We start from the raw sequence: 25,360 nt of genomic DNA on the forward strand, positions 1-25,360 counted from the left end.
TGAGGAACGTCAGCATGGAACCACCGCCCAGGCCCGTCGAGTCCGGCCCCCTCAAGTTCGGCTACGGCACCAACGGCTTCACCCACCACCGGCTCGCCGACGTCCTCACGATCCTCGCCGACCTCGGCTACGACGGTGTCGCCCTGACCCTCGACCACGTCCACCTCGACCCGTACGCCGAGGACCTGACCCGCCGCGTCACCGCGCTGTCCCGGCGGCTCGCCCGCCACGGACTCGCCGTCACCGTCGAGACCGGCGCACCCCATCTGCTCGACCCCTGGGGCAAACACCAGCCCACGCTGATGTCGGACGGCGCCGAACTCCGCATCGACCTGCTGCGCAGGGCCGTACGCATCGCCGCCGACCTCGGATCGCCGACCGTCCACCTGTGCAGCGGACCCGCGCCGGACGGGCTGCCGGAAGCGGACGCCTTCAAACGGCTCGCGACCGGAGTCGGGACCGTGCTGGAGACGGCCGAGAAGTACGGCGTGGCCCTGGCCTTCGAGCCCGAGCCGTACATGTGCGTCGACACCGTCGAACGCTGCCTGCGCCTCGCCGAACTCGTCGACGGACACGAGCTGTTCGGGATCACCCTGGACATCGGGCACGCACACTGCGTGGAGGACCGATCCGTCCTGGAGTGCGTACGGCAGGCCGCGCCGCGTCTGCGCAACGTGCAGATCGAGGACATGCGGCGCGGTGTCCACCAGCACCTCGAGTTCGGCACCGGGGAGATCGACTTCCCGCCGGTGCTGGCCGCCCTGCGCGACCTCGGGCACCGTGGGCTGGTCTCCGTCGAGATCCAGGGCGGCGCCCTCGACGCGCCCGACGTCGCCCGCCGTTCCATCGAGTTCCTGCGCGCCGCGACGGCGTGAGCCGCGCACAGCCCTCACCCACCCCCACCACTCCTCCCGCCTCGTCAGGAGGCCCCCCATGCCCCACGCACGCCCGCTCCCGCCGACACTCACCGATCCGCGCCCCTTGCTCCGATCCGGCCCGCTGTCCCCGTCGGCCCACGCCTGGCTCGGCGACGCCCTCGCGCGCGTCGCCGCCCGGCCGACCGCGATCCGCGCCCTGTTCCCGGCCGCACGAAGACACTGCGGGCAGGCCCGCCTCGACGCCCACTGGACGGCCGACGAAGCGGCCAGGGCCGCGCTGCTCACCGCACTGCCCCTGCGCGGCCGGGCCCTCGCCGACGAGGTGAAGGGCCTGTACCGGCACGGCGACCCGGCCGAACAGCGGGCGGTGCTGCGGGCGTTGCCGCTTCTCGACGCGGCAGACGCGGCAGACGCGGCAGACGCGGTCGACACCGGGGCCGACACCGGGGGAGAGGACCTAGTCCTGGTTCTCCTGCGCGAGGCCCTGCGCGGCAACGACACCACCGTCATCGAGAGTGCCCTCGGCCCGTACGGGGCCGCTCGGCTCCCTGCTGCCGAGTACCGTCAGGCCGTCCTCAAGTGCCTCTTCTGTGAGATCCCCCTGGACCACGTGGCGGGCCTGGACGTCCGCGCCGACCACGAACTCGCCCGTATGCTCGTCGACTTCGCCCATGAGCGGATCGCCGCCGGGCGCGACGTACCGCCCGACGTCTGGCCTCTCGTGCGCGCCTTCCCGGCCGTCGCCACCACCCTCGCCACCCGGGCCCGCGACCTCGCCCCCACCCGCCCCGAGGCCGCCGCGCGGGCCCTCGCGGCCCTCGCCGTACCCGAAAAACCCAAGGAAGAGGCCTGAGATGCGCATCTTCGACCCGCACATCCACATGACGTCCCGTACCACCGACGACTACGAGGCCATGTACGCGGCCGGAGTGCGCGCCGTCGTCGAACCGGCCTTCTGGCTGGGGCAGCCCCGCACCTCCCCGGAGAGTTTCTACGACTACTTCGACGCGCTGCTCGGCTGGGAGCCCTACCGGGCAGCGCAGTTCGGCGTCCAGCACTTCTGCACGATCGCCCTCAACCCCAAGGAGGCCAACGACCCGCGCTGCCGGCCCGTGCTGGACGAGCTCGACCGCTACCTCGCCAAGGACCGGGTCGTCGCCGTCGGGGAGATCGGCTACGACTCCATGACCCCCGAGGAGGACGAGGCGCTCGCCCGCCAGCTCCAACTCGCCGTCGACCACGGCCTGCCCGCCCTCGTGCACACCCCGCACCGCGACAAGGCCGCCGGAACCCGACGCACCCTGGACGTCGTACGGGAGTCGGGCATCGCCCCCGAACTGGTCGTCCTCGACCACCTCAACGAACTCACCGTCGGCATGGTCCTCGACAGCGGCTGCTGGGCCGGCTTCTCCATCTACCCGCGGACCAAGATGAGCGAGGACCGGATGGTCGAGATCCTCAAGGAGCACGGCACAGCGCGGGTCCTCGTCAACTCGGCCGCAGACTGGGGCCGTTCGGACCCGCTCAAGACCCGCAGGACCGCCGACGCGATGCTCGCCGCCGGCTTCGACGACGACACCGTGGACCAGGTGATGTGGCGCAACCCCGTCGCTTTCTACGGCCAGAGCGGGCGGCTCGACCTCGACGAGCCCAAGCCGGACGACGCCTCCACCTTCCGGGGCAACTCCGTCCGACGCGGGGGAGAGTGAGCGGTCGCATGCGCTTCCGGCACTCCGACGGCACCGCCGTCCACCTCGGCTACTGCTCCAACGTCCACCAGGCGGAAGACCTGGACGGAGTCATCTCCCAACTCGCCCGGTACGCCGAGCCCGTGCGCGAGCGGCTCGGCGTCGGCCGGCTCGGCATCGGGCTGTGGCTGGCCCGGGACGTCGTCACCGAACTCGGCGCCGACGCAGCGGCGTTGAGGCGGCTGAAGAACGAACTCGGGGCGCGCGGCCTGGAGACCGTCACCCTGAACGCCTTCCCGTACGCCGGGTTCCACCGCGAGGTCGTCAAGAAGGACGTCTACCTCCCCGACTGGGCCGACGAGGCCCGGCTGCGCCACACCCTCGACTGCGCCCGCGTCCTCGCCGCACTGCTGCCCGAGGACGCCGCCCGCGGAAGCGTCTCCACGCTGCCGCTCGGCTGGCGCGAGCCCTGGCCCGCCGAACGCGCCGACACCGCTCGCCGCGCCCTGGACCGGCTGGCCGCCGGGCTCGCCGCCGTCGAGGCCGACACCGGCCGCCGTATCCGCGTCGGCTTCGAACCCGAGCCCGGCTGCGTGGTGGAGACCACCGCCCAGGCGGTACGGGAACTCGGCGGCCTCGACCCCGAACGGCTCGGCGTCTGCCTCGACGCCTGCCATCTCGCCGTACAGTTCGAGGACCCCGCCCGGGCGCTGCGGCGGCTCGCGGACGCCGGGCTGCCCGTCGTGAAACTCCAGGCGTCCTGCGCCGTCGAGGCCACCGACCCGGCCGACCCCGCGGCCCGGGCGGCCCTGCGCAGGCTCGCCGAACCGAGGTTCCTGCACCAGACCCGCACCGTGCGCGACGGCGCGGTACTCGGCGTCGACGACCTGGGCGAGGCACTCGACGGGGGACTGCCCACGGACGGCGGAGCCTGGCGGGTCCACTTCCACGCCCCCCTGCACGCCGCCCCCGAACCACCGCTGCGGACGACGACCGGCCCCCTCACCGACGTCCTCGCGGGACTCCTCGGCGGCGCAACCGCCGCCTGCGACCACATCGACGTCGAGACCTACACCTGGTCCGTCCTCCCCGAACCCCCCACCGACCTCCCTGGCGGCATCGCCGCCGAACTCGCCTGGGCCCGCGACCGGTTGACCGGACTCGGCCTCAAGGAGGAGCACCTCTCATGACCACCGACCGCCGCCGGGTCGTCGTGCTTGACATCGTCGGACTCACCCCGAACCTGCTGCACCACATGCCCGCCGTCGCCGCCCTCGGCGAACGTGGCTTCCGGGCCCGCCTCGACACCGTCCTGCCCGCCGTCACCTGCACCGTCCAGTCCACCCTCCTCACCGGCGAACTCCCCGCCGTGCACGGCGCGGTGGGCAACGGCTGGTACTTCCGCGACCTCGGCGAGGTCCTGCTGTGGCGACAGCACAACGCCCTCGTCGGCGGCGAGAAGATCTGGGAGACCGCCCGCAGATCCGAGCCCGACTTCAAGGTCGCCAACGTGTGCTGGTGGTACGCCATGGGCGCCGACGTCGACTGGACCGTCACCCCGCGCCCCGTCTACTACTCCGACGGCCGCAAGGAACCCGACTGCTACACCTGGCCGCCGTCCCTGCACACCGAACTCACCGACCGCCTCGGCCCGTTCCCCCTCTTCACCTACTGGGGACCGAACGCCGGAATGCCCTCCACCCAGTGGATCCTCGGCGCCGCCCGCCAGATCTTCGACGAGCACCAGCCCGACCTCACCCTCGTCTACGTCCCGCACCTCGACTACGAACCCCAGCGCTCCGGCCCCGACTCGCCCGCCACCGCCCGGGCCGCCCGCCAACTCGACGACGCCCTGCGCCCGTTGATCGACCACTTCGTGCGCGAGGGAGCCACCGTCGTCGCCCTCAGCGAGTACGGCATCGCCCCCGCCTCCCGCCCCGTCGACATCAACCGCGCCCTGCGCCGCGCCGGACTGCTCCAGGTCCACACCCAGGACGGCATGGAGTACCTCGACCCCTGGACCTCCCGCGCCTTCGCCGTCGCCGACCACCAGATCGCCCACGTCTACGTACGGGACCCGGCCGACACCGAGACGGTCGCCAAGGTGATCCGCGAACTGGACGGTGTGGACCGGCTGTTGGACGAAGAGGGCAAGAGGGCTCAGGGCCTGGACCACGAACGCTCCGGCGAACTCGTCGCGATCGCCGACCCCGACGCCTGGTTCACGTACTACTACTGGCTCGACGACGAACGTGCCCCGGACTTCGCCCGCCAGGTCGAGATCCACCGCAAACCCGGCTACGACCCCGCCGAACTGCTCTACGACGACAGCGTCCCGGCGGTGAAACTCCGCGCGGTGGGCTCGGTCCTGCGCAAGAAGGCCGGCTTCCGCTACCGCATCCGCACCGTCCCGCTGGACCCCACCGGCGTCAGCGGCAGCCACGGCCGCCTCCCGGACGACCCCGACCACGGCCCCGTACTCCTGTGCTCGGAACCGTCACCCGCCCGCGACGCGTACGCGGCGACCGAGGTCAAGTCCCTGCTGCTCACCCTCGCCGGACTGAAGGAGAGGTCGGCATGACCTTCCCCCCACTGCCCACCGAACGCCCGCTGCTCGACCCGGCACCCGAGTACGCCAAGTGGCAGGCGGCCGAGCCCATCCGCCGGGTGACCGTCTGGGGCGACAACAGCCCCTGGCTGATCACCCGCCACGAGGACGCCCGCGCGGTCCTCGACGACCCCCGCTTCAGCGCCGACGCCACCCGCGACGGCTTCCCCGGACTGAGCCCGCGAGTACCCCCGCCCGGCCCCGGACAGTTCTTCCTCATGGACCCGCCCGACCACACCCGCCTACGGCGCATGGTGGTCCCCGACTTCACCTTCCGCCGTATCGAACGGCTGCGCCCCGCCGTCGCCCGCATCTGCGCCGAACTCCTCGACACGATGACCGCCGACGGCGCCACCGAGGCCGACCTCGTCGAGGCGTACGCCCTGCCGCAGCCCACGCGGGTGATCTGCGAGCTGCTCGGAGTGCCGTACGAGGACCACGCCTTCTTCCAGCAGCAGGTACGCACCCTCACCGCCTTCGCCTCCGCCCGCCCCCAGGACATGCTGGCGGCCCGTCAGGCCCTCTACGGCTACCTCGGCGACCTGCTCGCCACCCGCACCCGCGAACCCGCCGACGACCTGATCTCCCGGCTCGCCACCGAACGGGTGGCCACCGGCGAGGCGACCGCGGAGGAGGCGGTGGGGGTGGCGGCCCTGCTGCTCGTAGCGGGCCACGAGACCACCGCGAACATGTTCCCGCTGGCGGTCGTCGCCCTGCTGCGCCACCCTGAGCAGCTGGCCGCCCTGCGCGCGGAGCCCGACCGGTGGCCGGACGCGGTCGAGGAACTGCTGCGGTACCTCACCGTGGCCCACTCGGGGATGCGGCGGATCGCCACGCAGGACGTCGACCTGGGCGGCACCCCGATCCGGGCCGGGGACGGGGTCGTGGTGGCGCTCCAGGCCGCCAACCGGGACCCGGGCGTCTTCACTGACCCGGACGCCTTCGACATCCACCGCGAGGACGCGTCCGGACACCTGGCCTTCGGCCACGGACTCCACCAGTGCGTCGGCCAGTCCCTCGCCCGCGCCGAACTCCAGATCGGCCTGCCCGCCCTCTTCGACCGACTTCCCGGTCTCCGGCTCACGGAACCGGCCGACACCCTGCCCCGCTCCACGTCCGCCATCCACGGCCTGCGGTCACTGCCTGTCACCTGGTGACGCGACCGGGGCTGGTATAGAAGCCCCATGACCACCATCACCCTCGTCCAGGGCGACATCACCCGGCAGTCCGTCGACGCCATCGTCAACGCGGCGAACTCCTCGCTGCTCGGCGGCGGAGGCGTCGACGGCGCCATCCACCGGCGCGGCGGCCCCGCGATCCTCGACGCCTGCCGCGAACTCCGCGCCTCGAAGTACGGCAAGGGCCTTCCCACCGGGCAGGCGGTCGCCACGACCGCCGGGGAACTGGACGCACAGTGGGTCATCCACACCGTCGGCCCGGTCTGGTCCGCCACCGACGACCGCTCCGAACAACTCGCCTCCTGCTACCGGGAGTCGCTGCGGATCGCCGACGAACTCCACGCCCGCACGGTCGCGTTCCCCGCGATCTCCACCGGCGTGTACGGCTGGCCGATGGACGACGGCGCCCGGATCGCGGTGGAGACCGTACGGGCCACACCGACCGCCGTCGAAGAGGTCAGGTTCGTCGTCTTCGACGAACGGGCGCACGACGCGTTCGCCCGGCACGTCCACTGACGTGACTCAGGCCGCGGGCCGCCCCCGCCGGGCGCGGGGGCGGCCCTGCGGATGGGACACCAGCGCCGCGGACCACGGCAGCGGTCCCGACCTGGCTCCGGCCGGCCCGTGCGGCGCCCTCACCAGCGCCACAACGGGTGACACCGGCAGGCCACCGGCCGACCCGTGACGGGCGGGTGACGACCCGGTGACTGGGCCCCGGGCACCATGCGACGCACCTCCGGCGGCCGGAAGTCGTCGGGTGAGGGAGGCCTGAGGGGCTATGGCGACGCAATTCTCCTATCCCGGTGTCTACATCGAGGAGATCGAGAGTCCGGTCCGGCCGATCGCCGGCGCCGAGACGTCGGTGACGGCGTTCGTGGGACTGACCCTGACGGGGGAGCAGACGCCCACGACGGTGGAGAGCTGGCCCGACTACGAGGACAGGTTCGGCGGGCTGTGGTCCGGCAGCGACCTGAGTTACGCGGTCTACCAGTTCTTCCTCAACGGCGGCAGCAAGGCGATCGTGGTACGGGTCGGCGGCACGCCGGCCCATTCCGAGGTCGACCTCGACAACGGCGTGAAGCTCCGGGCCAGGGCGGCCGGTTCGGCCGGTAACGCCCTCAAGGCGGATGTGACCCACGACCCCGACCGGACCACCGCCTACACCCTGAAGATCACCGACGGACGGACGACGGAGACGTTCCTCGTCTCCATCGACCCCCAGCTCGCGTCCCGGCGTCTGGACCGGGCGCTCGCCACCTCACAGCTCGTCGAACCGGTCCTGCCCCAGTCCTTCGACCGACGGCCCGACGCGACCCGGAACAAGGCGTTCAGCCAGGTCCAGGACACCACCCTCGACCCCGCGGACGTCCTCACCGGCCTCGCCGCCCTGGCGGACGTCGACATCTTCAACCTCCTCGTGGTCCCTGCCCAGTTGGTGAAGCCTGCGCAGGGCGAGGACGACCGCGACACCCGGTGGGCGCCCGTCGTCGACGCCGCCGCGCGACTGTGCGTGGAGCGGCGGGCCGTGCTGCTGCTCGACCCCCCGTTCGCCTGGGCCAGCCCTGACAAGGCGAGGGAGGGCGCCCAGGCCGGCCCGCCGGTGGGCGGGGTGACGGGACGCAACGCCACGGTGTTCTTCCCGGAGCTGGTCATCTCGGACCCGCTGGGCGGCCCGGACCGCAGGGTCGGGCCGGCCGGCACCGTCGCCGGAGTCATCGCCCGCACCGACACCCGGCGCGGCTTCTGGAAGGCCCCGGCCGGCATCGACGACGGCGGACTCCTCGGGGTGCGCTCCCTCGCGCACCGGCTGACGGACGCGCAGAACGGCGCCCTCAACAAACTCGGCGTCAACTGTCTGCGCACGTTCCCCGTGTACGGCAACGTCGTCTGGGGCACCCGCACCTGCCGCGGTGCCGAGGCACTCGGCGACCCCTGGCGCTACCTCCCGGTCCGCCGGGTCGCCCTGCACATCGAGGAATCGCTGTTCATCGGCACGAAGTGGGTCGTGTTCGAACCCAACGACGAACCCCTGTGGTCCGCGATCCGGCTCAACGTCGGGGCGTTCATGAACCGGCTGTTCCGGCAGGGCGCCTTCCAGGGCCGCACGCCGAAGGAGGCGTACTTCGTGCGCTGCGACGCCACGAACAACCTCCAGGACGACATCGACCGCGGCATCGTCACCATCGACGTGGGCTTCCAGCCCCTGGCGCCCGTGGAGTTCGTCCTGATCCGCATCCAGCAGAAGCGCGACTCCGCCACCGGCCAGGAGAGTTGAGATGGCCCAGTTCACCGCCAACACCACCCGCCTGGACCCCTACAAGAACTTCAAGTTCCGGGTGAAGTGGGACAACCGCTACGTCGCCGGGATCAGCAAGGTCAGCGCCCTCAAACGGACCACCGAGGTGGTGGAGCACCGCGACGGCGGCGACCACTCCAGCACCCGCAAGTCGCCCGGCCGTACCAAGTACGAGGCGATCACCCTGGAGCGCGGGGTCACCCACGACCCGGAGTTCGAACTGTGGGCGAACAAGGTCTGGAACTACGCCAACGCGCAGGCCGCGCCCGACCAGCGCGACCGTGAGGTGGCCCTCGCCGGCTTCCGCAAGGACCTGATCATCGAGGTCTACAACGAGGCCGGCCAGAAGGTGCTCGCCTACCAGGTGTTCCGCTGCTGGGTCTCCGAGTACCAGGCGCTGCCCGACCTCGACGCCAACGCCAACGCGGTCGCCATCCAGCACCTGAAGCTGGAGAACGAGGGCTGGATCCGGGACGTGAGCGTCACCGAGCCCACCGAGCCGGACTTCTGACGGGCCACCGGAGTACGGGGGAGGACCGGATGACCTCAGTGAGCGCCACCGAACTGCTGGACGCCTGGGAGGCGGGCTGGGGCCGCGACCCGCTGCGCCGCGGCCTGGCCCTGCTCGCCGTCGCCCGGGGCACCACCCGGGCCGCGGCCGCCGACGTGCCGGTGGGCCTGCGCGACCGGGCCCTGTTCGCCTTCCGCGCCGCCCTGTTCGGCACCGGCGTCGAGGCGGTGTCCCGCTGCCCCGGGTGCGGCACGGACGTCGACGTCGCCTTCGACCAGCGGGACCTGCTCGCCGCGCTGCCCGGGCCCGTGTCCGGTCAGCAGGTCCCCGACACGGTGACCGTACGCGTCGACGGCCGGGACGTCCCGGCCCGCATGCCGACCAGCGCGGACCTGGCCGCCGTACTGGACGCGGGCCCGCCCGCCCCCGACGAGGCCCTCGCACACCGCTGCGCCCCGACCGCTCCCGTCGCCGCGGTCGCCGCGGCCTGGACCGCCGCGGACCCCCTCCTCGACCTGCGGATCGACCTCGGCTGCCCCGACTGCGCGCACACCTGGGAGGAGACCTTCGACATCGTCGCCTTCCTGTGGGCGGAGCTGGACGCCTGGGGCCGGCGCACCCTCCACGAGGTGCACGACCTGGCCCGGGCCTACGGCTGGTCGGAGGCGGACGTCCTCGCCCTCACCCCCTGGCGCCGCCGCTGCTACCTGGGGCTGGTGGGCGCGTGAACGGCCCCCTGACCCGCCTCCTCGGCCGCAGCAGCGCCCCACTCCCCGGTCTGCGCCCCCGCCCCGCAGCCCGCTACGAACACCGGCCCGCGGACGGTGCGGTCGATGCGTCGCCCCCGGCCATTGCCGGTGAGCCGGACGAGGCGACCCTGGAGCAACCGGCGGCCCAGGCAGGCGCACCGCGCGAGACGGCGGCCGCGGGGAAGACGGGGGCAGGGGAACCGGGGGACACCGTGGCCCTGGCGGAGAGGGGGGAACGGCCGACACCCTCCAGCTCTGGGGCGGGCGACCACTGCGCCGTCGTACGACAAGAAGTGGCGGGACGTCAGCAGATGTCGGCCGCTCCTGTCGCCGTGACGGTGGCCGCGGTGTCGCCTTCGCCCGCTGCGGCTGCACCGCCGAGGCAAGGGGAGGGGGCGTCCCCGGAAGTCGTGCCGGAACCCGCGCCGGTCACCGTGGTCCCCGAGCACCCGCGCCTGCGCGTCGGCACGGTGCCCACCGTCCCGGCGACCGCCCCCGAGTCCGACGCGAACACCGTGGCGGGGGAAGCGGAACCGACGGTGGTCGTCGAGGTGTCCATCGGGCGGCTCGACATCCGCACACCGCCCGCCACGCCCGCGCCGCGCCCGCCGTCCGCCGGGGCGCGGGAGAACCACGCCAAGGTGCTGGAGAGCTACCTGCGGCGCCGGGCGCGGGGGGAGCTGGGATGAGCAACTCCCTCGCCATCGCCGCCGTGACGGCCACCCTGCGCACCCGGCTGTTCGAACGGCTCGGCGGACCCGAGATCACCGTCGCCCCGCCCGACCGCGCGCCCGACGCGGTCAGCGGCGACCATGTGAACCTCTTCCTGTACCGGGCGGACCTCGACCCCGCCTTCCGCAACGCCGATCCGCCCGGCTCACCGCCCGGGGAGTCGCCCCGGCCGCTGCTGCCGCTGGTCCTGCACTACCTCCTCGCCGCCTACAGCACCGACGAGGGCACGGCCCACGAACTGCTGGGCGCGGCGATGCTGGCGCTGCACGACACACCGGTCCTGTCGGCCGACGAGATCCGCCGGGCGACGGCCGTACGTCTGCCGCAGAGCGACCTGCACCTCCAGAGCGAACGCGTGCGCATCACCCAGGAGACGCTCAGTCAGGAGGACATCGCCACCATGTGGACGGCGTTCGGGACACCGTTCCGGATGTCGTCCGCCTACCAGGTCACCGTCGTCCTCGTCGACAGCACCCGGCCCGGCGGTTCCCCGCTGCCCGTGCTGCGCCGGGGCGCCGACGACCGCTCCCCGGTCGTCCGGCCGGAGCCGGCTTCGCTCGCGCCCGCCCTGCTCGCCGTCCGCCACGCGGTTCCCGGGCAGGTCGGCGCGCTGCCCGGCGACACGGTCACGCTGGTCGTGGAGAACCTGCCCGCCGTCCCGCTCACCGCGCGGCTGCGGCACCTGACGGTGAACAGGTCCGCCGAGGTGGCCCTGCCCGCGCCCGCCGCCGGGGCCGGCGAGATCGCCCTGCCGCTGCCCGCCACCGCGCTGCCCGCCGGACCCTGGTCGGTCGGCCTCGCCCCGGCCGCCGGCGCCGGCCCGCACACCAACGAGATCGTCCTCGGCGTCCGCCCGCGCGTCACCGCCCTCGCCGCCACCGCGGCCGGCGGCACCCCCGCCCGTACGGAGGTCACCGTCACCGCCGCCGCGCCGGTCCTCCCCGGCCAGCGGGCCGCCGTCCTCGTCGGGGCCCACCAACTGGCCGTGGACCTGCTCACCGCCGGCACCACCGCCCTGTCGGTCACCGCCGTCCTGCCGCCCGGCCGAACCCGGGTACGACTCCGCGTCGACGGCGTCGACAGCGAGATCGCCGACCGCACCACCGGAAGGTTCCTGACCGGGCCGACCGTGGAGGTGACGATCCCATGAGCAGCGGAAACCCCGACCGGCCTCCCGCGCGTTCCAAGAACACCGACGGCCACGACGGGCACATCGGCCTCGGCCTGCCCGCCGACCTCCGCTGGGAGGAGGCCAACAACCGTTACCTGTCGGCCTCACTGGCGTGGCTGCGGGCCCGCCTCGACGTGCCGGCGCGGCTCGGGCACGAGGAGGCGGCGCCGCGGCGGGTGACGGCCCCGGACAACGGCCGACACTGGCCGCGACGCGGCAGGCCGGCCGCCGCGCTGCCGCCCGCTCCCGCCGGGCCCGAGCCGTCCCGGGCCGGTGCTGGGGCCGACCGGCTCGCCGCCGAACGACAGGACGCGGCCCGCCCCGAACACACCGGCCCACCCGCCCTGGTGGCGCTCGCCGACCGCTTCGGACTGACCGACTTCGAACGGGACGTACTGCTGCTGGCCTCCGCCCCGGCCCTGGACCCCGCCCTCGGCGCCACCATCGCCGCCGCCCAGGGCGACCCGACGGCCACGGCGCCGACCTTCGCCCTCGCCCTGCGGCTCTTCGACGACGCCCGCTGGGACGTCCAGTCGCCCCGGCGGCCCCTGCGCCGCTGGCGGCTCGCCGAGGCCGTACGGGGGCCCGCCCAGCCGCTGCTCACCGCGCCCCTGCGGGCCGACGACCGCATCGCCAACCTCATCCGCGGCCTCAACGACCTCGACGAACGGCTCCTCACGGTCGTCGAACCCGTCGCCGACCCGGCCCCGGGACTGCCCTCCCCGGCCTCCGCACTCCGGACGGTGGCCGCGGTGGCGGCCGCGCTCACGTCCGCGGCCCCCGGCAGCCGGTTCCCGGTCGTCCAGCTCGTCTGCGACGACCCCGAGAGCGGCACCCTCGTCGCCGTAAGGGCCTGCGCGCGGCTGCGCCGCGAGGTGTACCGGCTGCCCGCGAAGCTGCTGGTGCACGCCGGGACGGACCCGGACGCGGCGGCCCTGCTGTGGCACCGGGAGAGCCGGCTGCTGCCGGTGGCGCTGCTCCTCGACGCCACCGACGCCGACCCGGACGACGCGGCCCTGACGGCGGCCGTGCACCGCTTCCTGTCCCGCACCGGCGGGCCCGTCCTGCTGGCCGCCCGGGAGGTGTGGCCGGTGACCGAGCCACCCGGGGCCGTCGTCGACGTGAGCGTGCCGCCGCCGGACGAGCAGCGCGCCCTGTGGGCCGCGGTCACCGGCCTCGACCCGGACGGCGTACCGGCCGCGCTGGCCGGGCAGTTCCGCCTGGGACTGCCCGCCCTGCACCGCATCGGCGCCGCCCACGCCGACGGCCCGGCCGACGCCGACCCCGCGCCCCGGCTGTGGGCGGCCTGCAGGGACGCCTCACGGCCGCGCCTCGAATCCCTCGCGCGGCGCACCGTGCCCCGGGCCCGCTGGGCGGACCTGGTGCTGCCCGACGACCAGATGGACGTACTGCGGCGCATGGCCACCCAGGTGCGGCACGCCGCCACGGTCTTCGCCGACTGGGGATTCGAGGAACGGATGAGCCGAGGACAGGGCGTGACCGCCCTGTTCGCCGGACCCAGCGGCACCGGCAAGACCTTCGCCTCCGAGGTCCTCGCGCACGAACTCGGCCTGGACCACTACCGGATCGACCTGTCGGCCGTGGTCAGCAAGTACATCGGCGAGACGGAGAAGAACCTGCGCCGGGTCTTCGACGCCGCCGAGGGAGGCGGCTCGCTGCTGCTGTTCGACGAGGCCGACGCGCTGTTCGGGCGGCGCAGCGAGGTGCACGACAGCCACGACCGGTACGCCAACATCGAGGTGAGCTACCTGTTGCAGCGCATGGAGGCCTACCGCGGGGTGGCCGTCCTCGCCACCAATCTGCGCGGCGCGCTGGACCCCGCCTTCCTGCGGCGGCTGCGGTTCGTCGTGGACTTCCCCGTGCCGGGCCCGCCCGAGCGGCGCCGGCTGTGGGCGGCGGCGTTCCCGGCGGGCGTACCGCTGTCCCCGGACCTCGACCTGCGGCCCTTCGCGGACCTGCCGACGACCGGCGCGGCCATCCAGGCCATCGCGCTCGGCGCGGCCTTCCGCGCCGCGGCCGCCGGCCGGCCGGTCGACACCGCGACGGTACGGGACGCGGCCCGCGCGGAGTTCCGCAAGCTCGACCTGCCGCTCCCGGCGGCCCTCGCCGAGGAGGTGGCATGGCGATGAGGCGAACGGTACGGATCGCGCTGCGCATCGACCGGGTGGTCCTGGACGCGGACGCGGCGGCGGGCCACTCCCCGGCACGGATCGCCGCGCTGCTGACGGAGGCCCTGCGAGCGCGGCTCCCCGCGGCGGCGGACGGCCGTACGGGCGACGCCCCGACGGGCAGCCGTACCGCCGTCGACCGGCTGCGGGTCACCGCGGACTCACCCGGCGTCGACGCGATCGCGCGGGCGGCGGCCGCCGCGGTGGGGGAGATGACCCGGGACACCGGTGTGACGAGGAGCGACTCCGGGACCGGCACCGCTCCCGCGGCTCAGGGGGGAGCGCCCCGATGACCTCCTCCTACCGCCCCGACACGCCCGTCGTCCCGCGCGGCGCGCTCGTCCTCCTCGACCCCGCCACCGGAGCGGTCCTGCGGATCATCGCCTTGCAGTACAACCCCGACACGGTCACCCGCACCCTCCAGCCGCAGGGCGCGGGCGCGGAGGCGGGGGACCGTAGTGAGGCGCTGCGGCTGAAGGGGCCCGCACACGAGACGGTGAAGGTGGATGTCGAGTTCGACGCCGCGGCCCAGTTGGAGGACCCGGCCGATCCGGACGCGGACGCGGTGGCGCGGTACGGGCTGCTGCCGGTGCTGGCCGCGCTGGAGCTGCTGGTGAACCCGACCGCCCGGGCGCTGCTCGCCCAGGACACGGCGGCCCGCGACGGCGCCTTCGAGATCGCGCCGACGGAGGCACCGCTGACGGTGTTCGTGTGGAGCCGGGACCGGGTGGTGCCGGTCAGGCTCACCGAGTTCACCGTCACCGAGGAGGCGTTCGACTCCAACCTCCGTCCTATCCGCGCCAAGGTCGCCCTCGGCCTGCGCGTCCTCACCGTCGACGACCTCGGCTTCGCCCACCCCGGCGGCGCCCTGTACGTCGGCCACCAGCGGCGCCGCGAGCAGCTGGCGGCCCTGCACCGCTCGGCCCGCCTGGGCACGATCGGCCTCGGCACGGCACCGGGAGGCAGTTGATGTTCAGCCCCGCCAGCCGCTACCACGGCAGCGAGACCGCCCTGTACGTGCCGCCCGACGGCGGCGAACCGGTCCCGTACGTCCGCCGCAGGTTCCTGCCCGACCCGGCCGAGCTGACCCCGGTGGGATTCCACACGGTCGGCGAGGGGGACCGGCTCGACCGGGTGGCCGCCGCCGCGTTCGGTGACCCGGAACTGTTCTGGCAGCTGGCCGACGCCAACCCCGCACTGGATCCAGTCGAGTTGACCGCCCGCCCCGGCCGACGGCTGCTGATCGCGCTGCCCGCGGCGGCCGGTGGGAGCGTCCATGGCTTCTGAACTCCTGCTGTCGCTGCGGCTCGGCCCGGTGCTCGCCGAGCCGGTGCCCCGCGAGGTGGTGGACGCGCTGCTGTCGGTCCAGGTGACCGAGGGCGTCGGCCGGTCCGGCGGGTTCCGACTGCGGTTCGCCACCGCCAAACGGGCCCGGCTGCTGACCGAACTCCTCCCGCAGGGCGCGCTGGACCCGCCCGCCCGCGCCCAGATCGTGCTCACCGTGCGCGGCCGCAGCACCGTCCTCATGGACGGCGTGGTCACCCGCCACGAACTCGGCCCCGCCGCCGAGCCGGGCCGGTCCACGCTCACCCTCACCGGCGAGGACGTCTCACGGATGATGGACGTCGTCGACCAGACCGGCCTCAAGTACCCCTGCCTGCCCCCGGAGGCGCGGGTCGCGGTGATCTGCGCCAAATACCCGATGTACGGCCTGGTTCCGGCGATCGTGCCCAGCGTGCTCGCGGTGCCACCCAACCCGCTGCGCGAGGTGCCGAGCCACCAGGGCACCGACCTCGCCTACGTCAGACAGCTCGCCGCCCAGGCCGGCCACCACTTCTTCGTGGCGCCCGGCCCCGCCCCCGGCGTCAACGTCGCCCACTGGGAACCCCCGAACCGCCTCGGCCCGCCGCAGGAACCGCTGCTCGTCAACTGCGACACCGCAACCAACGTCGACAGCCTGTCCTTCTCCTTCGACGGCTTCTCCGCCACCCAGTACGTCGTCCTCCTCCAGGACCCCGACACCAGGTTCCCCGTCCCCGTGCCGGTCCCGGACGTCACCCCGCTCAGCCCGCCCATGGGCCGCCGCAGACCGCGCCCGCTGAAAGTCGCCCCGATCCGCGGCCTGTCGAAGCTGACCCCCGCACAGGCCGCGGGTGTGGCGCTGGCCCGCGCCGCCGACAGCTACGAGGTGATCTCCGGGCAGGGCAGCCTCGACGTCCTGCGCTACGGGCAGCCCCTGCGGCCCCGGCGGCCCGTGCCGGTGCACGGGGCGGGCGAGGCGTACGACGGCACGTACTACGTCAACAGCGTCACGCACTCGCTCCAACGAGGTTCCTACAACCAGCAGTTCACCCTGACCCGCAACGCGTTCCGGCCGCTGTGAGCGCGCCGGTGACCGCAAGGAGGCGTGCCGCATGACACGCATGGACGACATCGGCTACGTGGATTCGCCGGGCCTCCTCGGCCCCGCGCAGCGCGAGGAGGCCGAGGCGCCGGGCGCCCGGCGCTTCTACGGCAAGTACCGGGGCGCGGTGGTGCAGAACACCGACCCGCTGGGCATGGGCCGGCTGCTGGTGAGCGTGCCGGACGTGTTCGGGCTGTTCCCGACGAGCTGGGCGATGCCCTGCGTCCCCATGAGCGGGCTGCAGTCGGGGGCGTTCGTCGTGCCGGCCCAACGGGCGGGCGTGTGGGTGGAGTTCGAGGGCGGAGACCCCGACCACCCCATCTGGACCGGCTTCTTCTGGGGCAGCCGTGCCGAGGTCCCGGTCACCGCCAACACCCTCCAGCCCGGCTCCCCTGCCTTCCTCGTGGAGACCACCGCCAAGAGCAGGATCGCGGTCAGCGACGCGCCGGTCGCGCCCATGAAGGGCAACGGGGTGCTGCTCCAGTCGCCGACCGCCTCGATCACCCTCGACAAGGCGGGTGTGACGATCACCGCGGCGAACATCAACATCATCGGCCTCGTCAACATCAACAACGGCGCGCTCGTCGTGAAGACGGCGTGAGCGGAGGTGAGTCATGCCGGGATTCGCCCTCTCCACGGCCGCGACCCTGACCTGCGCCCACCAGGGACAGGTCACCCTGACCCCCGGCCAGCAGCAGGTGCTGGCGGGCGGCACGCCCGTGGTGACGACGGCCGACCTGAACGTGGTCGCCCCGTCCTGCGCACTGTCCTCGGCCCAGCCGCCGAGCCCCTGCGTCAAGGTCGACTTCACCCCCGCCGCCTCCACCCGGGTCTTCGTCCAGGGCCGACCGGTCGTCCTGGAGCCCACCGGGCCGGGCGCGGGGCTGTGCCTGTCCGCCGCGCAGGCACCGCAGGGGCCACCCGTGGTGTCGGCGGTCCAGCAGCGGGTGGTGGCGACATGACCACGCACCCCGGCTCCCGCGCCCACCCGGACCCCACCGTCCCTCCCCGCGCCCACCCGGACCCCTCCCTCCGCTCCCACGCCCACCTCGACTTCCCCTTCCACATCGACACCCAGGGCCGCTCCGCCGCGACGAGCGACGAGGACCGGGTCCGCGACCTGATCGAGCAGGTGCTGTTCACCGTCCCCGGCGAGCGCGTCAACCGGCCCGACTTCGGATCCGGCGTCCTCCGACTCGTCTTCGCCCCGGGCAGCCAGGAACTGGCCGGAGCCGTCGAGTACTCCCTCCAGGCCGCCCTGCAGCGCTGGCTGGCCGACCTCGTCCAGGTCGACCGGGTCGACGTCGAGACGGAGGAGGGCACGCTGCGCATCACGGTGTCCTACGTCCTGCTCGCGACCGGCCGGCAGGCGACGGCCGTACTGGAACGGGGGACCGGCGGATGACCGAGGTGCGGTGGACCGGCACGGCCGATCCGCGTCCCTGCCTGCCCGGTGAACGCGCCGACCGGATCCGGGCGGCCGGGCTCGGGGCCGTCGTCGCCGTGGACGTCGACCGTGCCACCCGCACCCTGCGCGTGCTGATGCTCGGTGCGGCGCCCGATCCGCTGCCGGAGCCGAGGGCCGTGCGGATCGAGGGGCCGGGGTGTGCCGTGCGCGCGCTGACCGTACGGGTGGAGGGCTGCCCGCCCGAGACCCGGCGCGCCACGCTGCTGGTGACCCTGGACCGCCTCGGCGACAGCTCCCCTTACACGCTCACCCTCGTCGACCCGAACCACCCGGACGCCCCCTACCCCGGCCTCGACCCCCGGCACAGCGGCGCCCCGTTCACCTTCGCCGAGGAGGCCGCGTGCACGCCCGGCGACGAAGACGGCGTGCTTCTGCCCGTCCCGGCGTTCGACTACCTCGCCAAGGACTACGCGAGCTTCCGCCGTCTGATCCTGGACCGGCTCGCGCTGACGGCACCGCAGTGGACCGACCGGGAGGTGCCCGACCTCGGCGTCACCCTCGTCGAACTCCTCGCCCACGTCGGCGACCGGCTGTCGTACCGTCAGGACGCCGTCGCCACCGAGGCCTACCTGCACACCGCGCGGCTGCGCACCTCGGTCCGCCGCCATCTGCGGCTGGTCGACCACCGCCTGCACGACGGCTGCAACGCCCGCACCTGGGTGCACCTGGAGGTCGCCGAACGCGCCGTCCTGCGCGCCGGTACGTACTGGTTCGCCACCGCCCTGCCCGGCCGTCCGCCGCTCCTTCCGGAGGCGGACCTGCGCACCCTCACCACCGGCTTCGAGCGCTACGAACCCGTCCTGCCCGCGGACCTGGTGCTGCGGCCCGCCCACAACCGGATCCGGCTGTGGACCTGGGACGGCGAGGAGTGCGTGCTGCCCGCCGGGGCCACCTCCGCCACCCTCGTCGACCCGGCACCGGCCGCGGCCGCGGCTCCGGCTCCGGCCAAGGAGAAGACGCGGCGCCGACTCGACCTGGCCCCCGGTGACGTCCTGATCCTGGAGGAGGTACGGGGTCCCGCCACGGGCGTGCCGGGGGACGCCGACCCGCGTCATCGGCAGGCGGTGCGGCTGACCGCCGTGGAGAAGACCACGGACCCCGTGCACGGGCAGCCGTTGCTGCGGGTGACCTGGGCCGAGGAGGACGCCCTCGCGTTCCCCCTGTGCCTGGCCGCCGTGGGCGGCGACGGCTGTTGCCTCTTCGAGGACGTCACCGTGGCCCGCGGAAACGTCGTACTGGTCGACCACGGCGACAGCGCCGCATCTCCCGTACGGCTCACCGCGCCCACCCCGCCCCCCGGGCCCGTGCGGTGCGCGGGACTCGGCCGCCCGCAGCGGGACGAGCCGCCGCCGCGGTGGCTACCCCGCCTGGACGCCGGACCGCTCACCCGGCGGGCCCCCTACCCCGACCCGGCCCGGGCGGCCGCCGCACAGGCCCGGCTGCTCGCGGCGATCCCGGGCCGGGCGGCCGACGCCGTGGCGGAGCTGTACCGGCGCGTCTCGGCGGGCGGCCCGCTGCGCCCGGACGACCTGGCGCTGGCCCGCACGCTGTGGGGCAGACAGGCCGTCACCGAGTCCGGCCTGGAGCGGGCGCGCGACACCGCGGGGCGGCGGGCCGCCCTGGTCCTGCTGCGCTCCCGCTCCGCCGCCCTGACGGCCCGCCGCACCGACCGCCTCGCCCGCCTCGCCGCCCGTGCCCGGGACGGTGTCCCCCTCGACGCGGACACCGCCGCCGAGGTCACCGCGGCCTGGGGCGCCGCCCTCGCCGCCGGCCTCGACCCGGCCGACCCGCGCGTCGCCGGACCGGCGTCGGCCGCGCTCACCCAGGACCCCCGTGCGGCCCTGCCCCAGCTGGCCCTCACCTCCGGCGGCGAACAGTGGACGGAACGCGCCGACCTGCTGGACAGCGGGCCCGACGACCCGCACGTGGTGGCCGAGGCCGAGGACGACGGCACCACCGGGCTGCGCTTCGGCGACGGACGGCTCGGCCGGGCCGTGTCACCCGGGCAGGAGTTCCGGGCGAGGCCACGCGTCGGGAACGGCCCCGCGGGCAACACCGGCGTCGACACGGTCGTGCACGTCGTCGTCGGCGCCGCGACCGACGCGCTCGTCACCGCCGTACGCAATCCGCTGCCGGCGACCGGCGGTACCGCGCCGGAACCGGTCGCCGAGGCACGGCTGCTCGGCCCCACCGGGTACCGGCGCGGTCTGCGGCGGGCGGTCACCGCCGACGACTACGCCGTCCTCGCGGGCGAGGTGCCCGGAGTGCAGCGGGCGGCCACCGACCTGGCCTGGGCCGGGAGTTGGTACGAGGCGGACGTCGCGGTCGACCCGCTGGGGCGGACCGGGCCGCCGACGGCGCTCCTGGAGGCGGTGCGCACCCGGCTGGAGGACGTCCGGCGGATCGGGCACGACCTGCGGGTGGACCCGCCGCGCCTGGTCCCGGTCGAGGCAGGGCTGCTGCTGTGCCTGGCGGCCGACGCGCGGCGCGCCGCCGTGGAGCGGAAGGTACGCGCACGGCTGGCCCGGCTGTTCCATCCCGACCGGCTCACCTTCGGCAGCGACCTGTACACCGCCCGACTGGTCACCGAGGCGATGGCGGTACGGGGCGTGCTGTCGGCGAGGGTACTGCGGCTGGGCCGCGCCGAGGTCGCGGTCCCTGCGGTGCCCGCGGACGGGGTGCTGGCGTTCGGGCCGCTGGAGATCCCCTCGCCGCCGTCCGACGGGACGTTGGTCATCGATCTGGTGGGAGGACGGTGAACGCCCATGTGCGCCACCGATGACGGCAGTTGCGGCTGCGGCCGTGCCGTGGGCCCTTGTGGTTGCGTCACTCAGACCCCGACCCCGCTGCCCACGGACCATCCACCGGGCGCGTCGGCCCTGCGCGCCCGGGTGGGCACGCACGCCGCGTTCCTCGCGGCGATGACCCGGTCGCTGGCAGGTTCCGCGCACCCCGAACTCGCCGCGCTCACCACCCGCGACCCGTCCGACCCCGCCCTGGCCCTCCTGGACGCGTGGGCCTGCGTGGCCGACGTGCTGACGTTCTACCAGGAGCGCATCGCCGACGAGGGCTACCTCGGGACCGCCACCGAACGCCGCTCCCTCGTCGAACTGGGCCGACTGGTCGGCTACCGCCCGCGCCCCGGCCTCGCGGCCGACGGCCGGCTCGCCTACACCCTGGACCCCGACCCGGCGGACGTGCCGGTGACCGTCCCGGCCGGGTCACAGGTGCGCAGCGTGCCGGACCCGGGCCAGGAATCCGTCCTCTTCGAGACCGACGAGGATCTGGTGGCACGGCCCTCCTGGGCGGAACTCCGGCCCCGGCTGCGGCGGCCGTCGCTGCTGACCAGGGCGAGCGCGGGGCGGCTGCGGGTGGTGTACGCCGACGGGCTGAGCACGGGCGTGGCGCCGGGCGACCGGCTGCTGTTCCACTTCGACGACGGTGACCTTCCGGTCGTGCGGTTCGTGGAGTTCGTCCACGCGGACACGGAGACCGGGCGGACGGCCCTGGTGCTGCGGGAGGTGCTCACGCTGTTCGAGGGCGACGGCGACGGCGAACCGGAGCCCCGGTTCGTACGGCTCGAAGCGCTGCGGGTGCGGGCCGCGCCCTTCGGGGCGGCCGCGCCGCTGAAGAGGAAGGCCGTCGTCATCGGCATCGAGGCCGCCGCCGACCCCGACTTCGAGGAATGGCCGCTGGACAAGTCGCTGTACGAGGTGGGGGACGACATGCTCCGGCTCCCGCTGGACGGCGACCACCCCAGGATCCTCTCCGGCGGCTGGATCGTCCTCGACTCCCCGGACGACGACGACCGGCCCTTCCATGTGAGCGCCGTCCGCAGCACCGGCCTCGCCGCCTACGGAATCTCCGCCCGCATCACCGAACTCACCCTGGACCAGGCCTGGTTCACCTGGGTGGACGGCATGCTGCTGACAGCCCACCGCCACTTCACCGTCCACGCCCAGCCCGAAGCGCTCGCCCTGGCCGACGAACCGGTCACCGACCCCGTCGAGGGCGACCGCATCGACCTCGACCGGGTCGTCGCCGGACTGCCCCCGTCCCGTACGGTCCTCGTCACCGGCATTCCCGACGACGGCACCGAACCCACCGGCGAGGCCGCCCGCGTCCTGTCCGCCGAGCCGGTCACCGACGCCCACCGACCCGGCGCCGTGCCGTACACCGTCCTGCGCCTCGCCGCCCCGCTGCGCCGCGCCTACCGCCGCGACACCGTCACCGTGTGGGGCAACGCCGTACCCGCCACCCACGGCGAGACGAAGGAGGAGCCCGCGCTCGGCAGCGGCGACGCGTCCCGGCCCGGGCAGCGCTTCACGCTCGGGCAGCATCCGCTGACGTACACCGCCGCCCCCGACGCCGACGGCGAGCAGGCCCGGCTCACCGTCAGGGTGGGCGAGTCGACCTGGCACGAGACGGCCGAGATCGCGCGCGCCGGGGCCGAGGAGCACGCCTACGAACTGCGCACCGACGACACCGGCACCGCCACCGTCACCTTCGGCGACGGCCGGCACGGGGCACGGCTGCCCACCGGCACCGCCAACGTCGCCGCCCGTTACCGGGTCGGCCTCGGGCGCGCGGGCAACCTGCGGGCGGGGCAGCTCAGCCAGCCGCTGACCAAGCCCCTCGGGATCGCCGCCGTCACCAACCCGCTGCCCACGAGCGGCGGTACGGACGCCGACACCGACACGGCGCTGCGCGGCCGGGCCCCGCTGCCGACGCTCGCCATGGACCGCCTGGTCGGGCTGCGCGACTACGCCGACTTCACGCTCGCCCGCGCGGGCATCGGCAAGGCCGTCGCCGACCGGCTCGCCGTCGACGGGCGCGAACTCGTCCACGTCACCGTCGCCGGCGTGGACGACGCCCCCGTGGAGCCCGACTCCGGTGTCCTCGCCTCCCTGCTCGCCGCGTTCCGCCGGTACGGCGACCCCGGCATCCCGGCCGCGGTCGCGCCGCGCGCTCGCCTCAACCTGGTCGTCGAGGCCCGTGTCGGCATCGAGCCCGACCGGACCGCCGCACTCCTGGAGCCCCACCTGAAGGACGCCCTCGGGCGCGTCTTCGGCTTCGACGCGAGGGAGTTGGGGCAGCGGGCGTATCTGGCGGAGGCCGTCGCGGCGCTCCAGGGCGTGCCGGGGGTGGTGTTCGTCGACGTACGGCGGTTCGGTGCCACCCGCGGCACCGCGCCTGCCGACGCGGACGCCGTCACCGGCCTCGCGGCCCACGTCCCGGCCCGCCCGGCCCGCGTCGGCGGCACCGGGATCCTGCCCGCGGACCTCGTCGTCGCGGCACCCGACCTGCCCCGCTTCACCGTGCTGCACCTGGAGGCGACCCCGTGAGCCCCGCCATGCCACCCCCGTTGCCCGTCGACCGCCTGTACGAGCTGCTGCCCGCCATCCACCGCATCCGCGACGAGGAGCGGGACCATCCGCTGAGGGCGCTGCTCAGGGTCGTCGAGGAACAGGTCCGGGTCGTCGAGGACGACCTCGACACCTGGTACGCCAACTGGTTCGTCGAGACCTGCGAGGACTGGGTGGTGCCGTACATCGGCGCCCTCGTCGGCATCCGCACGCCCCCCGCCCTCCCCGCCGGGGCGGTCCGCGCGCTCGCCCCGCGCCGGGACGTCGCCGACGCCGTCGCCAACCGGCGCCGCAAGGGCACCCTCGCCGCCCTCGAAGCGGTCGCGCTCGACAGCTCCGGCTGGCCCGCCCGCGCGGTCGAGCTGTACCCGCGCCTGGTCCGCGCCCAGCACACCCGGCACGTACGCGCCGACCGGCCCGCCACCCTCCACGTGCGCGACACCCTCGCCTGCGCCCGGCTCGGCGGGCCCTTCGACGAGGCCCCGCACCTGGTCGACGTACGACGGCCGAACAGCACCACGACCCGCGGCCTGCACAACATCCCGAGTCTGGCGCTCTTCGTGTGGCGACTGCGGGCCTTCCCGGTCGTCCACGCGCCCGCGTTCTGCATCGACCAGCGCTACAGCCGCTACCTGGTCAACGTCCTCGGCATCGACACCCCGTTGTTCGTCCCGGCGGGCCCGGACACGGCGACGGGCGAGGTGCCGCGTCCCCTGGGCCGGGAGGAGTTCGCGGCCGCGCCGACCGAGTTCTACGGGCCCGGCCGCAGCCTGCGGATCTGGCGGGACGACCCCGACCGTCCCGTACCGGCCGACCGGATCGTCGTCGCCGACCTCACCGACTGGCGCTACCGGCCCCGCCCCGGCCGGGTCGCCGTGGACCCCGTCCTCGGCCGGATCGCCTTCCCGCCCGACGAAGCGCCCGAGGACGGGGTGTGGGTGAGCTGGCACTACGGCTTCAGCGACGCCATGGGCGGCGGCGCCTACGCACGGCCGGTGACCCCCGTGGGCGGGCGCAGGGTGTACACGGTCGGCGGACCGGGTGGCCTGGGCTCCGTCACCGCCGCACTGCGGCGCTGGCGCGACGACAAGGAGGCCGACGCGCAGGCGGCGGAGAAGGAGGGCAGGCCGAGGAACCCGGCCCTGCACGACGTACTGATCGAGATCCGCGACTCCGCCGACTACACCGAGGCCCTGCGCATCGACCTCGACCCCGACGACCGCCTCGAACTGCGGGCCGCGCCCCGGCAGCGGCCCGTGATCCGGCTGCTGAACCAGAGCGCCAACCGTTTCGACGCCCTCACCGTCCGCGCCACACGGAAACATCCGCCGCCCGGCACGCCCGCCGACTGCCCGCCACCGGCCGCCCGCAGGCCCCGGCTGGTCCTCGACGGCCTCGTGGTCACCGGCCGCAGCCTCGACGTGGTCGGGCAGATCGGGGAGGTCGTCGTACGCCACTGCACCCTCGTCCCCGGCTGGGAGCTGGACCACGACTGCCGCCCCCGCCGCGGCGAGGAGCCGTCCGTCGAACTGCGCGGCACCACGGCCCGGTTGAGGGTGGAACACTCGATCATCGGCAGTGTCGTCGTCGACCAGGACGAGACCCGCGGCGACCCGCTGACCGTCGAGATCCTCGACTCGATCGTCGACGCCACCGACCGCGAACTGCCCGCCCTGACGGCCCCCGAGGACCGCTTCGCACACGTGGCACTCACCCTGCGCCGCTGCACCGTCCTCGGCGCTGTCCGCGTCGACCTCCTCGCCCTCGGCACCGACAGCATCATCACCGGCTGCCTGCACACCCGTCGCCGCGGCACCGGCTGCCTGAGCCACTCCTACGCGCCGCCCGGCCACCCGGGCCCGCCCCGTCACGCCTGCCTGCCGACGCCCGAAGCGCCCGCCGTACGACCGCACTTCACCAGCACGCGCTACGGCCACCCCGGCTACGGCCAACTGCACGCGGCCTGCGATCCACGCATCGCCACCGGCGCCGGGGACGGCGCCGAGATGGGTGCCTTCCACGACCTGTACCAGCCACAACGCCTGGGCAGCCTCCTCGGCCGTCTCGCCGAGTACGTGCCGCTGGGTGCCGAGGCAGCCGTCATCACCGCGACCTAGGGGGG

23 protein-coding genes are annotated in these 25,360 nt (G+C 74.4%); all 23 read left to right on the top strand.

Features of this window, described 5'->3' with window-relative positions; genetic code table 11:
- Positions 1-14 precede the first annotated feature (14 nt).
- The 23 genes from ACGFNV_RS00345 to ACGFNV_RS00455 all read left to right on the top strand — a co-directional run bounded on the left by ACGFNV_RS00345 (position 15) and on the right by ACGFNV_RS00455 (position 25,355).
- The gene (locus ACGFNV_RS00345; protein WP_393618137.1) at positions 15-875 is read left to right on the top strand and encodes a sugar phosphate isomerase/epimerase family protein; all 861 of its coding nucleotides are present in this window, start codon (positions 15-17) and stop codon (positions 873-875) included.
- A gap of 58 nt (positions 876-933) precedes the next feature.
- A complete protein-coding gene (locus ACGFNV_RS00350; RefSeq protein WP_393618139.1) occupies positions 934-1,731 on the top strand; it encodes an EboA domain-containing protein in 798 nt (265 codons plus the stop codon).
- 1 nt (position 1,732) lies between these two features.
- Positions 1,733-2,587, top strand: a complete 855-nt coding sequence (locus ACGFNV_RS00355; RefSeq protein WP_393618141.1) for a TatD family hydrolase — start codon at positions 1,733-1,735, stop codon at positions 2,585-2,587.
- An 8-nt stretch (positions 2,588-2,595) separates the two neighbouring features.
- Complete coding sequence (gene eboE / locus ACGFNV_RS00360; protein WP_393618143.1) at positions 2,596-3,756, top strand: metabolite traffic protein EboE; 1,161 nt, start codon at positions 2,596-2,598, stop codon at positions 3,754-3,756.
- Positions 3,753-5,147 carry an alkaline phosphatase family protein gene (locus tag ACGFNV_RS00365; RefSeq protein WP_393618145.1) on the top strand — a complete coding sequence of 465 codons (1,395 nt, stop codon included), beginning with the start codon at positions 3,753-3,755 and terminating at the stop codon, positions 5,145-5,147. Before eboE ends, ACGFNV_RS00365 begins: the two co-directional genes overlap by 4 nt.
- Positions 5,144-6,331 (top strand): cytochrome P450, encoded by a 1,188-nt coding sequence (locus ACGFNV_RS00370; protein ID WP_393618147.1) that lies wholly within the window; start codon positions 5,144-5,146, stop codon positions 6,329-6,331. The genes ACGFNV_RS00365 and ACGFNV_RS00370 overlap by 4 nt, the downstream gene beginning before the upstream one ends.
- Before the next feature lie 27 nt (positions 6,332-6,358).
- Positions 6,359-6,868, top strand: coding sequence for an O-acetyl-ADP-ribose deacetylase (locus ACGFNV_RS00375; protein WP_393618149.1), 510 nt, complete (start codon positions 6,359-6,361; stop codon positions 6,866-6,868).
- A gap of 262 nt (positions 6,869-7,130) precedes the next feature.
- On the top strand, positions 7,131-8,627 hold the full coding sequence (locus tag ACGFNV_RS00380; RefSeq protein WP_393618151.1) for a phage tail sheath C-terminal domain-containing protein: 1,497 nt from the start codon (positions 7,131-7,133) through the stop codon (positions 8,625-8,627).
- Position 8,628: 1 nt separating this feature from the next.
- Positions 8,629-9,159 (top strand): phage tail protein, encoded by a 531-nt coding sequence (locus tag ACGFNV_RS00385; protein WP_133930736.1) that lies wholly within the window; start codon positions 8,629-8,631, stop codon positions 9,157-9,159.
- 29 nt (positions 9,160-9,188) lie between these two features.
- A complete protein-coding gene (locus ACGFNV_RS00390; RefSeq protein ID WP_393618152.1) occupies positions 9,189-9,887 on the top strand; it encodes a hypothetical protein in 699 nt (232 codons plus the stop codon).
- Positions 9,884-10,597 (top strand): hypothetical protein, encoded by a 714-nt coding sequence (locus tag ACGFNV_RS00395; protein ID WP_393618154.1) that lies wholly within the window; start codon positions 9,884-9,886, stop codon positions 10,595-10,597. Before ACGFNV_RS00390 ends, ACGFNV_RS00395 begins: the two co-directional genes overlap by 4 nt.
- Positions 10,594-11,790 (top strand): DUF4255 domain-containing protein, encoded by a 1,197-nt coding sequence (locus tag ACGFNV_RS00400; protein ID WP_393618156.1) that lies wholly within the window; start codon positions 10,594-10,596, stop codon positions 11,788-11,790. Before ACGFNV_RS00395 ends, ACGFNV_RS00400 begins: the two co-directional genes overlap by 4 nt.
- Positions 11,787-13,961, top strand: coding sequence for an ATP-binding protein (locus ACGFNV_RS00405; protein WP_393618158.1), 2,175 nt, complete (start codon positions 11,787-11,789; stop codon positions 13,959-13,961). Before ACGFNV_RS00400 ends, ACGFNV_RS00405 begins: the two co-directional genes overlap by 4 nt.
- Positions 13,952-14,293, top strand: coding sequence for a hypothetical protein (locus ACGFNV_RS00410; protein ID WP_393618160.1), 342 nt, complete (start codon positions 13,952-13,954; stop codon positions 14,291-14,293). The genes ACGFNV_RS00405 and ACGFNV_RS00410 overlap by 10 nt, the downstream gene beginning before the upstream one ends.
- The gene (locus tag ACGFNV_RS00415; RefSeq protein WP_393618162.1) at positions 14,290-14,970 is read left to right on the top strand and encodes a hypothetical protein; all 681 of its coding nucleotides are present in this window, start codon (positions 14,290-14,292) and stop codon (positions 14,968-14,970) included. The genes ACGFNV_RS00410 and ACGFNV_RS00415 overlap by 4 nt, the downstream gene beginning before the upstream one ends.
- Positions 14,970-15,287, top strand: coding sequence for a LysM peptidoglycan-binding domain-containing protein (locus tag ACGFNV_RS00420; RefSeq protein ID WP_393618163.1), 318 nt, complete (start codon positions 14,970-14,972; stop codon positions 15,285-15,287). The genes ACGFNV_RS00415 and ACGFNV_RS00420 overlap by 1 nt, the downstream gene beginning before the upstream one ends.
- Positions 15,277-16,383 carry a hypothetical protein gene (locus ACGFNV_RS00425; RefSeq protein WP_393618164.1) on the top strand — a complete coding sequence of 369 codons (1,107 nt, stop codon included), beginning with the start codon at positions 15,277-15,279 and terminating at the stop codon, positions 16,381-16,383. The genes ACGFNV_RS00420 and ACGFNV_RS00425 overlap by 11 nt, the downstream gene beginning before the upstream one ends.
- 31 nt (positions 16,384-16,414) lie before the next feature.
- Entirely contained in the window at positions 16,415-17,005 is a 591-nt protein-coding gene (locus ACGFNV_RS00430) for a phage baseplate assembly protein V (RefSeq protein WP_393618166.1), read from the top strand.
- Between the two features lie 13 nt (positions 17,006-17,018).
- The gene (locus ACGFNV_RS00435; protein ID WP_393618168.1) at positions 17,019-17,366 is read left to right on the top strand and encodes a hypothetical protein; all 348 of its coding nucleotides are present in this window, start codon (positions 17,019-17,021) and stop codon (positions 17,364-17,366) included.
- Entirely contained in the window at positions 17,363-17,809 is a 447-nt protein-coding gene (locus ACGFNV_RS00440; protein WP_393618170.1) for a GPW/gp25 family protein, read from the top strand. The genes ACGFNV_RS00435 and ACGFNV_RS00440 overlap by 4 nt, the downstream gene beginning before the upstream one ends.
- On the top strand, positions 17,806-20,631 hold the full coding sequence (locus ACGFNV_RS00445; protein ID WP_393618172.1) for a putative baseplate assembly protein: 2,826 nt from the start codon (positions 17,806-17,808) through the stop codon (positions 20,629-20,631). The genes ACGFNV_RS00440 and ACGFNV_RS00445 overlap by 4 nt, the downstream gene beginning before the upstream one ends.
- A gap of 6 nt (positions 20,632-20,637) precedes the next feature.
- Positions 20,638-23,217: a putative baseplate assembly protein gene (locus tag ACGFNV_RS00450; protein ID WP_393618173.1), complete on the top strand. Its 2,580-nt coding sequence runs from the start codon at positions 20,638-20,640 to the stop codon at positions 23,215-23,217.
- Positions 23,214-25,355, top strand: a complete 2,142-nt coding sequence (locus tag ACGFNV_RS00455) for a hypothetical protein (RefSeq protein WP_393618175.1) — start codon at positions 23,214-23,216, stop codon at positions 25,353-25,355. Before ACGFNV_RS00450 ends, ACGFNV_RS00455 begins: the two co-directional genes overlap by 4 nt.
- The last annotated feature ends 5 nt before the right edge of the window (positions 25,356-25,360 follow it).

Source organism: Streptomyces sp. NPDC048751, from assembly GCF_043198595.1.
Taxonomy (GTDB): Bacteria; Actinomycetota; Actinomycetes; order Streptomycetales; family Streptomycetaceae; genus Streptomyces.

Excerpts from the sequence above, each read along its gene's own strand:
- ACGFNV_RS00405 (WP_393618158.1), top strand. The coding sequence starts at position 11,787 with ATGAGCAGCGGAAACCCCGACCGGCCTCCCGCGCGTTCCAAGAACACC.
- ACGFNV_RS00430 (WP_393618166.1), top strand. The coding sequence starts at position 16,415 with ATGACACGCATGGACGACATCGGCTACGTGGATTCGCCGGGCCTCCTC.
- ACGFNV_RS00355 (WP_393618141.1), top strand. The coding sequence starts at position 1,733 with ATGCGCATCTTCGACCCGCACATCCACATGACGTCCCGTACCACCGAC.
- ACGFNV_RS00350 (WP_393618139.1), top strand. The coding sequence starts at position 934 with ATGCCCCACGCACGCCCGCTCCCGCCGACACTCACCGATCCGCGCCCC.
- ACGFNV_RS00385 (WP_133930736.1), top strand. The coding sequence starts at position 8,629 with ATGGCCCAGTTCACCGCCAACACCACCCGCCTGGACCCCTACAAGAAC.
- ACGFNV_RS00425 (WP_393618164.1), top strand. The coding sequence starts at position 15,277 with ATGGCTTCTGAACTCCTGCTGTCGCTGCGGCTCGGCCCGGTGCTCGCC.
- ACGFNV_RS00415 (WP_393618162.1), top strand. The coding sequence starts at position 14,290 with ATGACCTCCTCCTACCGCCCCGACACGCCCGTCGTCCCGCGCGGCGCG.
- eboE (WP_393618143.1), top strand. The coding sequence starts at position 2,596 with ATGCGCTTCCGGCACTCCGACGGCACCGCCGTCCACCTCGGCTACTGC.
- ACGFNV_RS00380 (WP_393618151.1), top strand. The coding sequence starts at position 7,131 with ATGGCGACGCAATTCTCCTATCCCGGTGTCTACATCGAGGAGATCGAG.
- ACGFNV_RS00390 (WP_393618152.1), top strand. The coding sequence starts at position 9,189 with ATGACCTCAGTGAGCGCCACCGAACTGCTGGACGCCTGGGAGGCGGGC.
- ACGFNV_RS00410 (WP_393618160.1), top strand. The coding sequence starts at position 13,952 with ATGGCGATGAGGCGAACGGTACGGATCGCGCTGCGCATCGACCGGGTG.
- ACGFNV_RS00445 (WP_393618172.1), top strand. The coding sequence starts at position 17,806 with ATGACCGAGGTGCGGTGGACCGGCACGGCCGATCCGCGTCCCTGCCTG.
- ACGFNV_RS00440 (WP_393618170.1), top strand. The coding sequence starts at position 17,363 with ATGACCACGCACCCCGGCTCCCGCGCCCACCCGGACCCCACCGTCCCT.
- ACGFNV_RS00420 (WP_393618163.1), top strand. The coding sequence starts at position 14,970 with ATGTTCAGCCCCGCCAGCCGCTACCACGGCAGCGAGACCGCCCTGTAC.
- ACGFNV_RS00365 (WP_393618145.1), top strand. The coding sequence starts at position 3,753 with ATGACCACCGACCGCCGCCGGGTCGTCGTGCTTGACATCGTCGGACTC.
- ACGFNV_RS00370 (WP_393618147.1), top strand. The coding sequence starts at position 5,144 with ATGACCTTCCCCCCACTGCCCACCGAACGCCCGCTGCTCGACCCGGCA.
- ACGFNV_RS00345 (WP_393618137.1), top strand. The coding sequence starts at position 15 with ATGGAACCACCGCCCAGGCCCGTCGAGTCCGGCCCCCTCAAGTTCGGC.
- ACGFNV_RS00450 (WP_393618173.1), top strand. The coding sequence starts at position 20,638 with ATGTGCGCCACCGATGACGGCAGTTGCGGCTGCGGCCGTGCCGTGGGC.
- ACGFNV_RS00435 (WP_393618168.1), top strand. The coding sequence starts at position 17,019 with ATGCCGGGATTCGCCCTCTCCACGGCCGCGACCCTGACCTGCGCCCAC.
- ACGFNV_RS00375 (WP_393618149.1), top strand. The coding sequence starts at position 6,359 with ATGACCACCATCACCCTCGTCCAGGGCGACATCACCCGGCAGTCCGTC.
- ACGFNV_RS00400 (WP_393618156.1), top strand. The coding sequence starts at position 10,594 with ATGAGCAACTCCCTCGCCATCGCCGCCGTGACGGCCACCCTGCGCACC.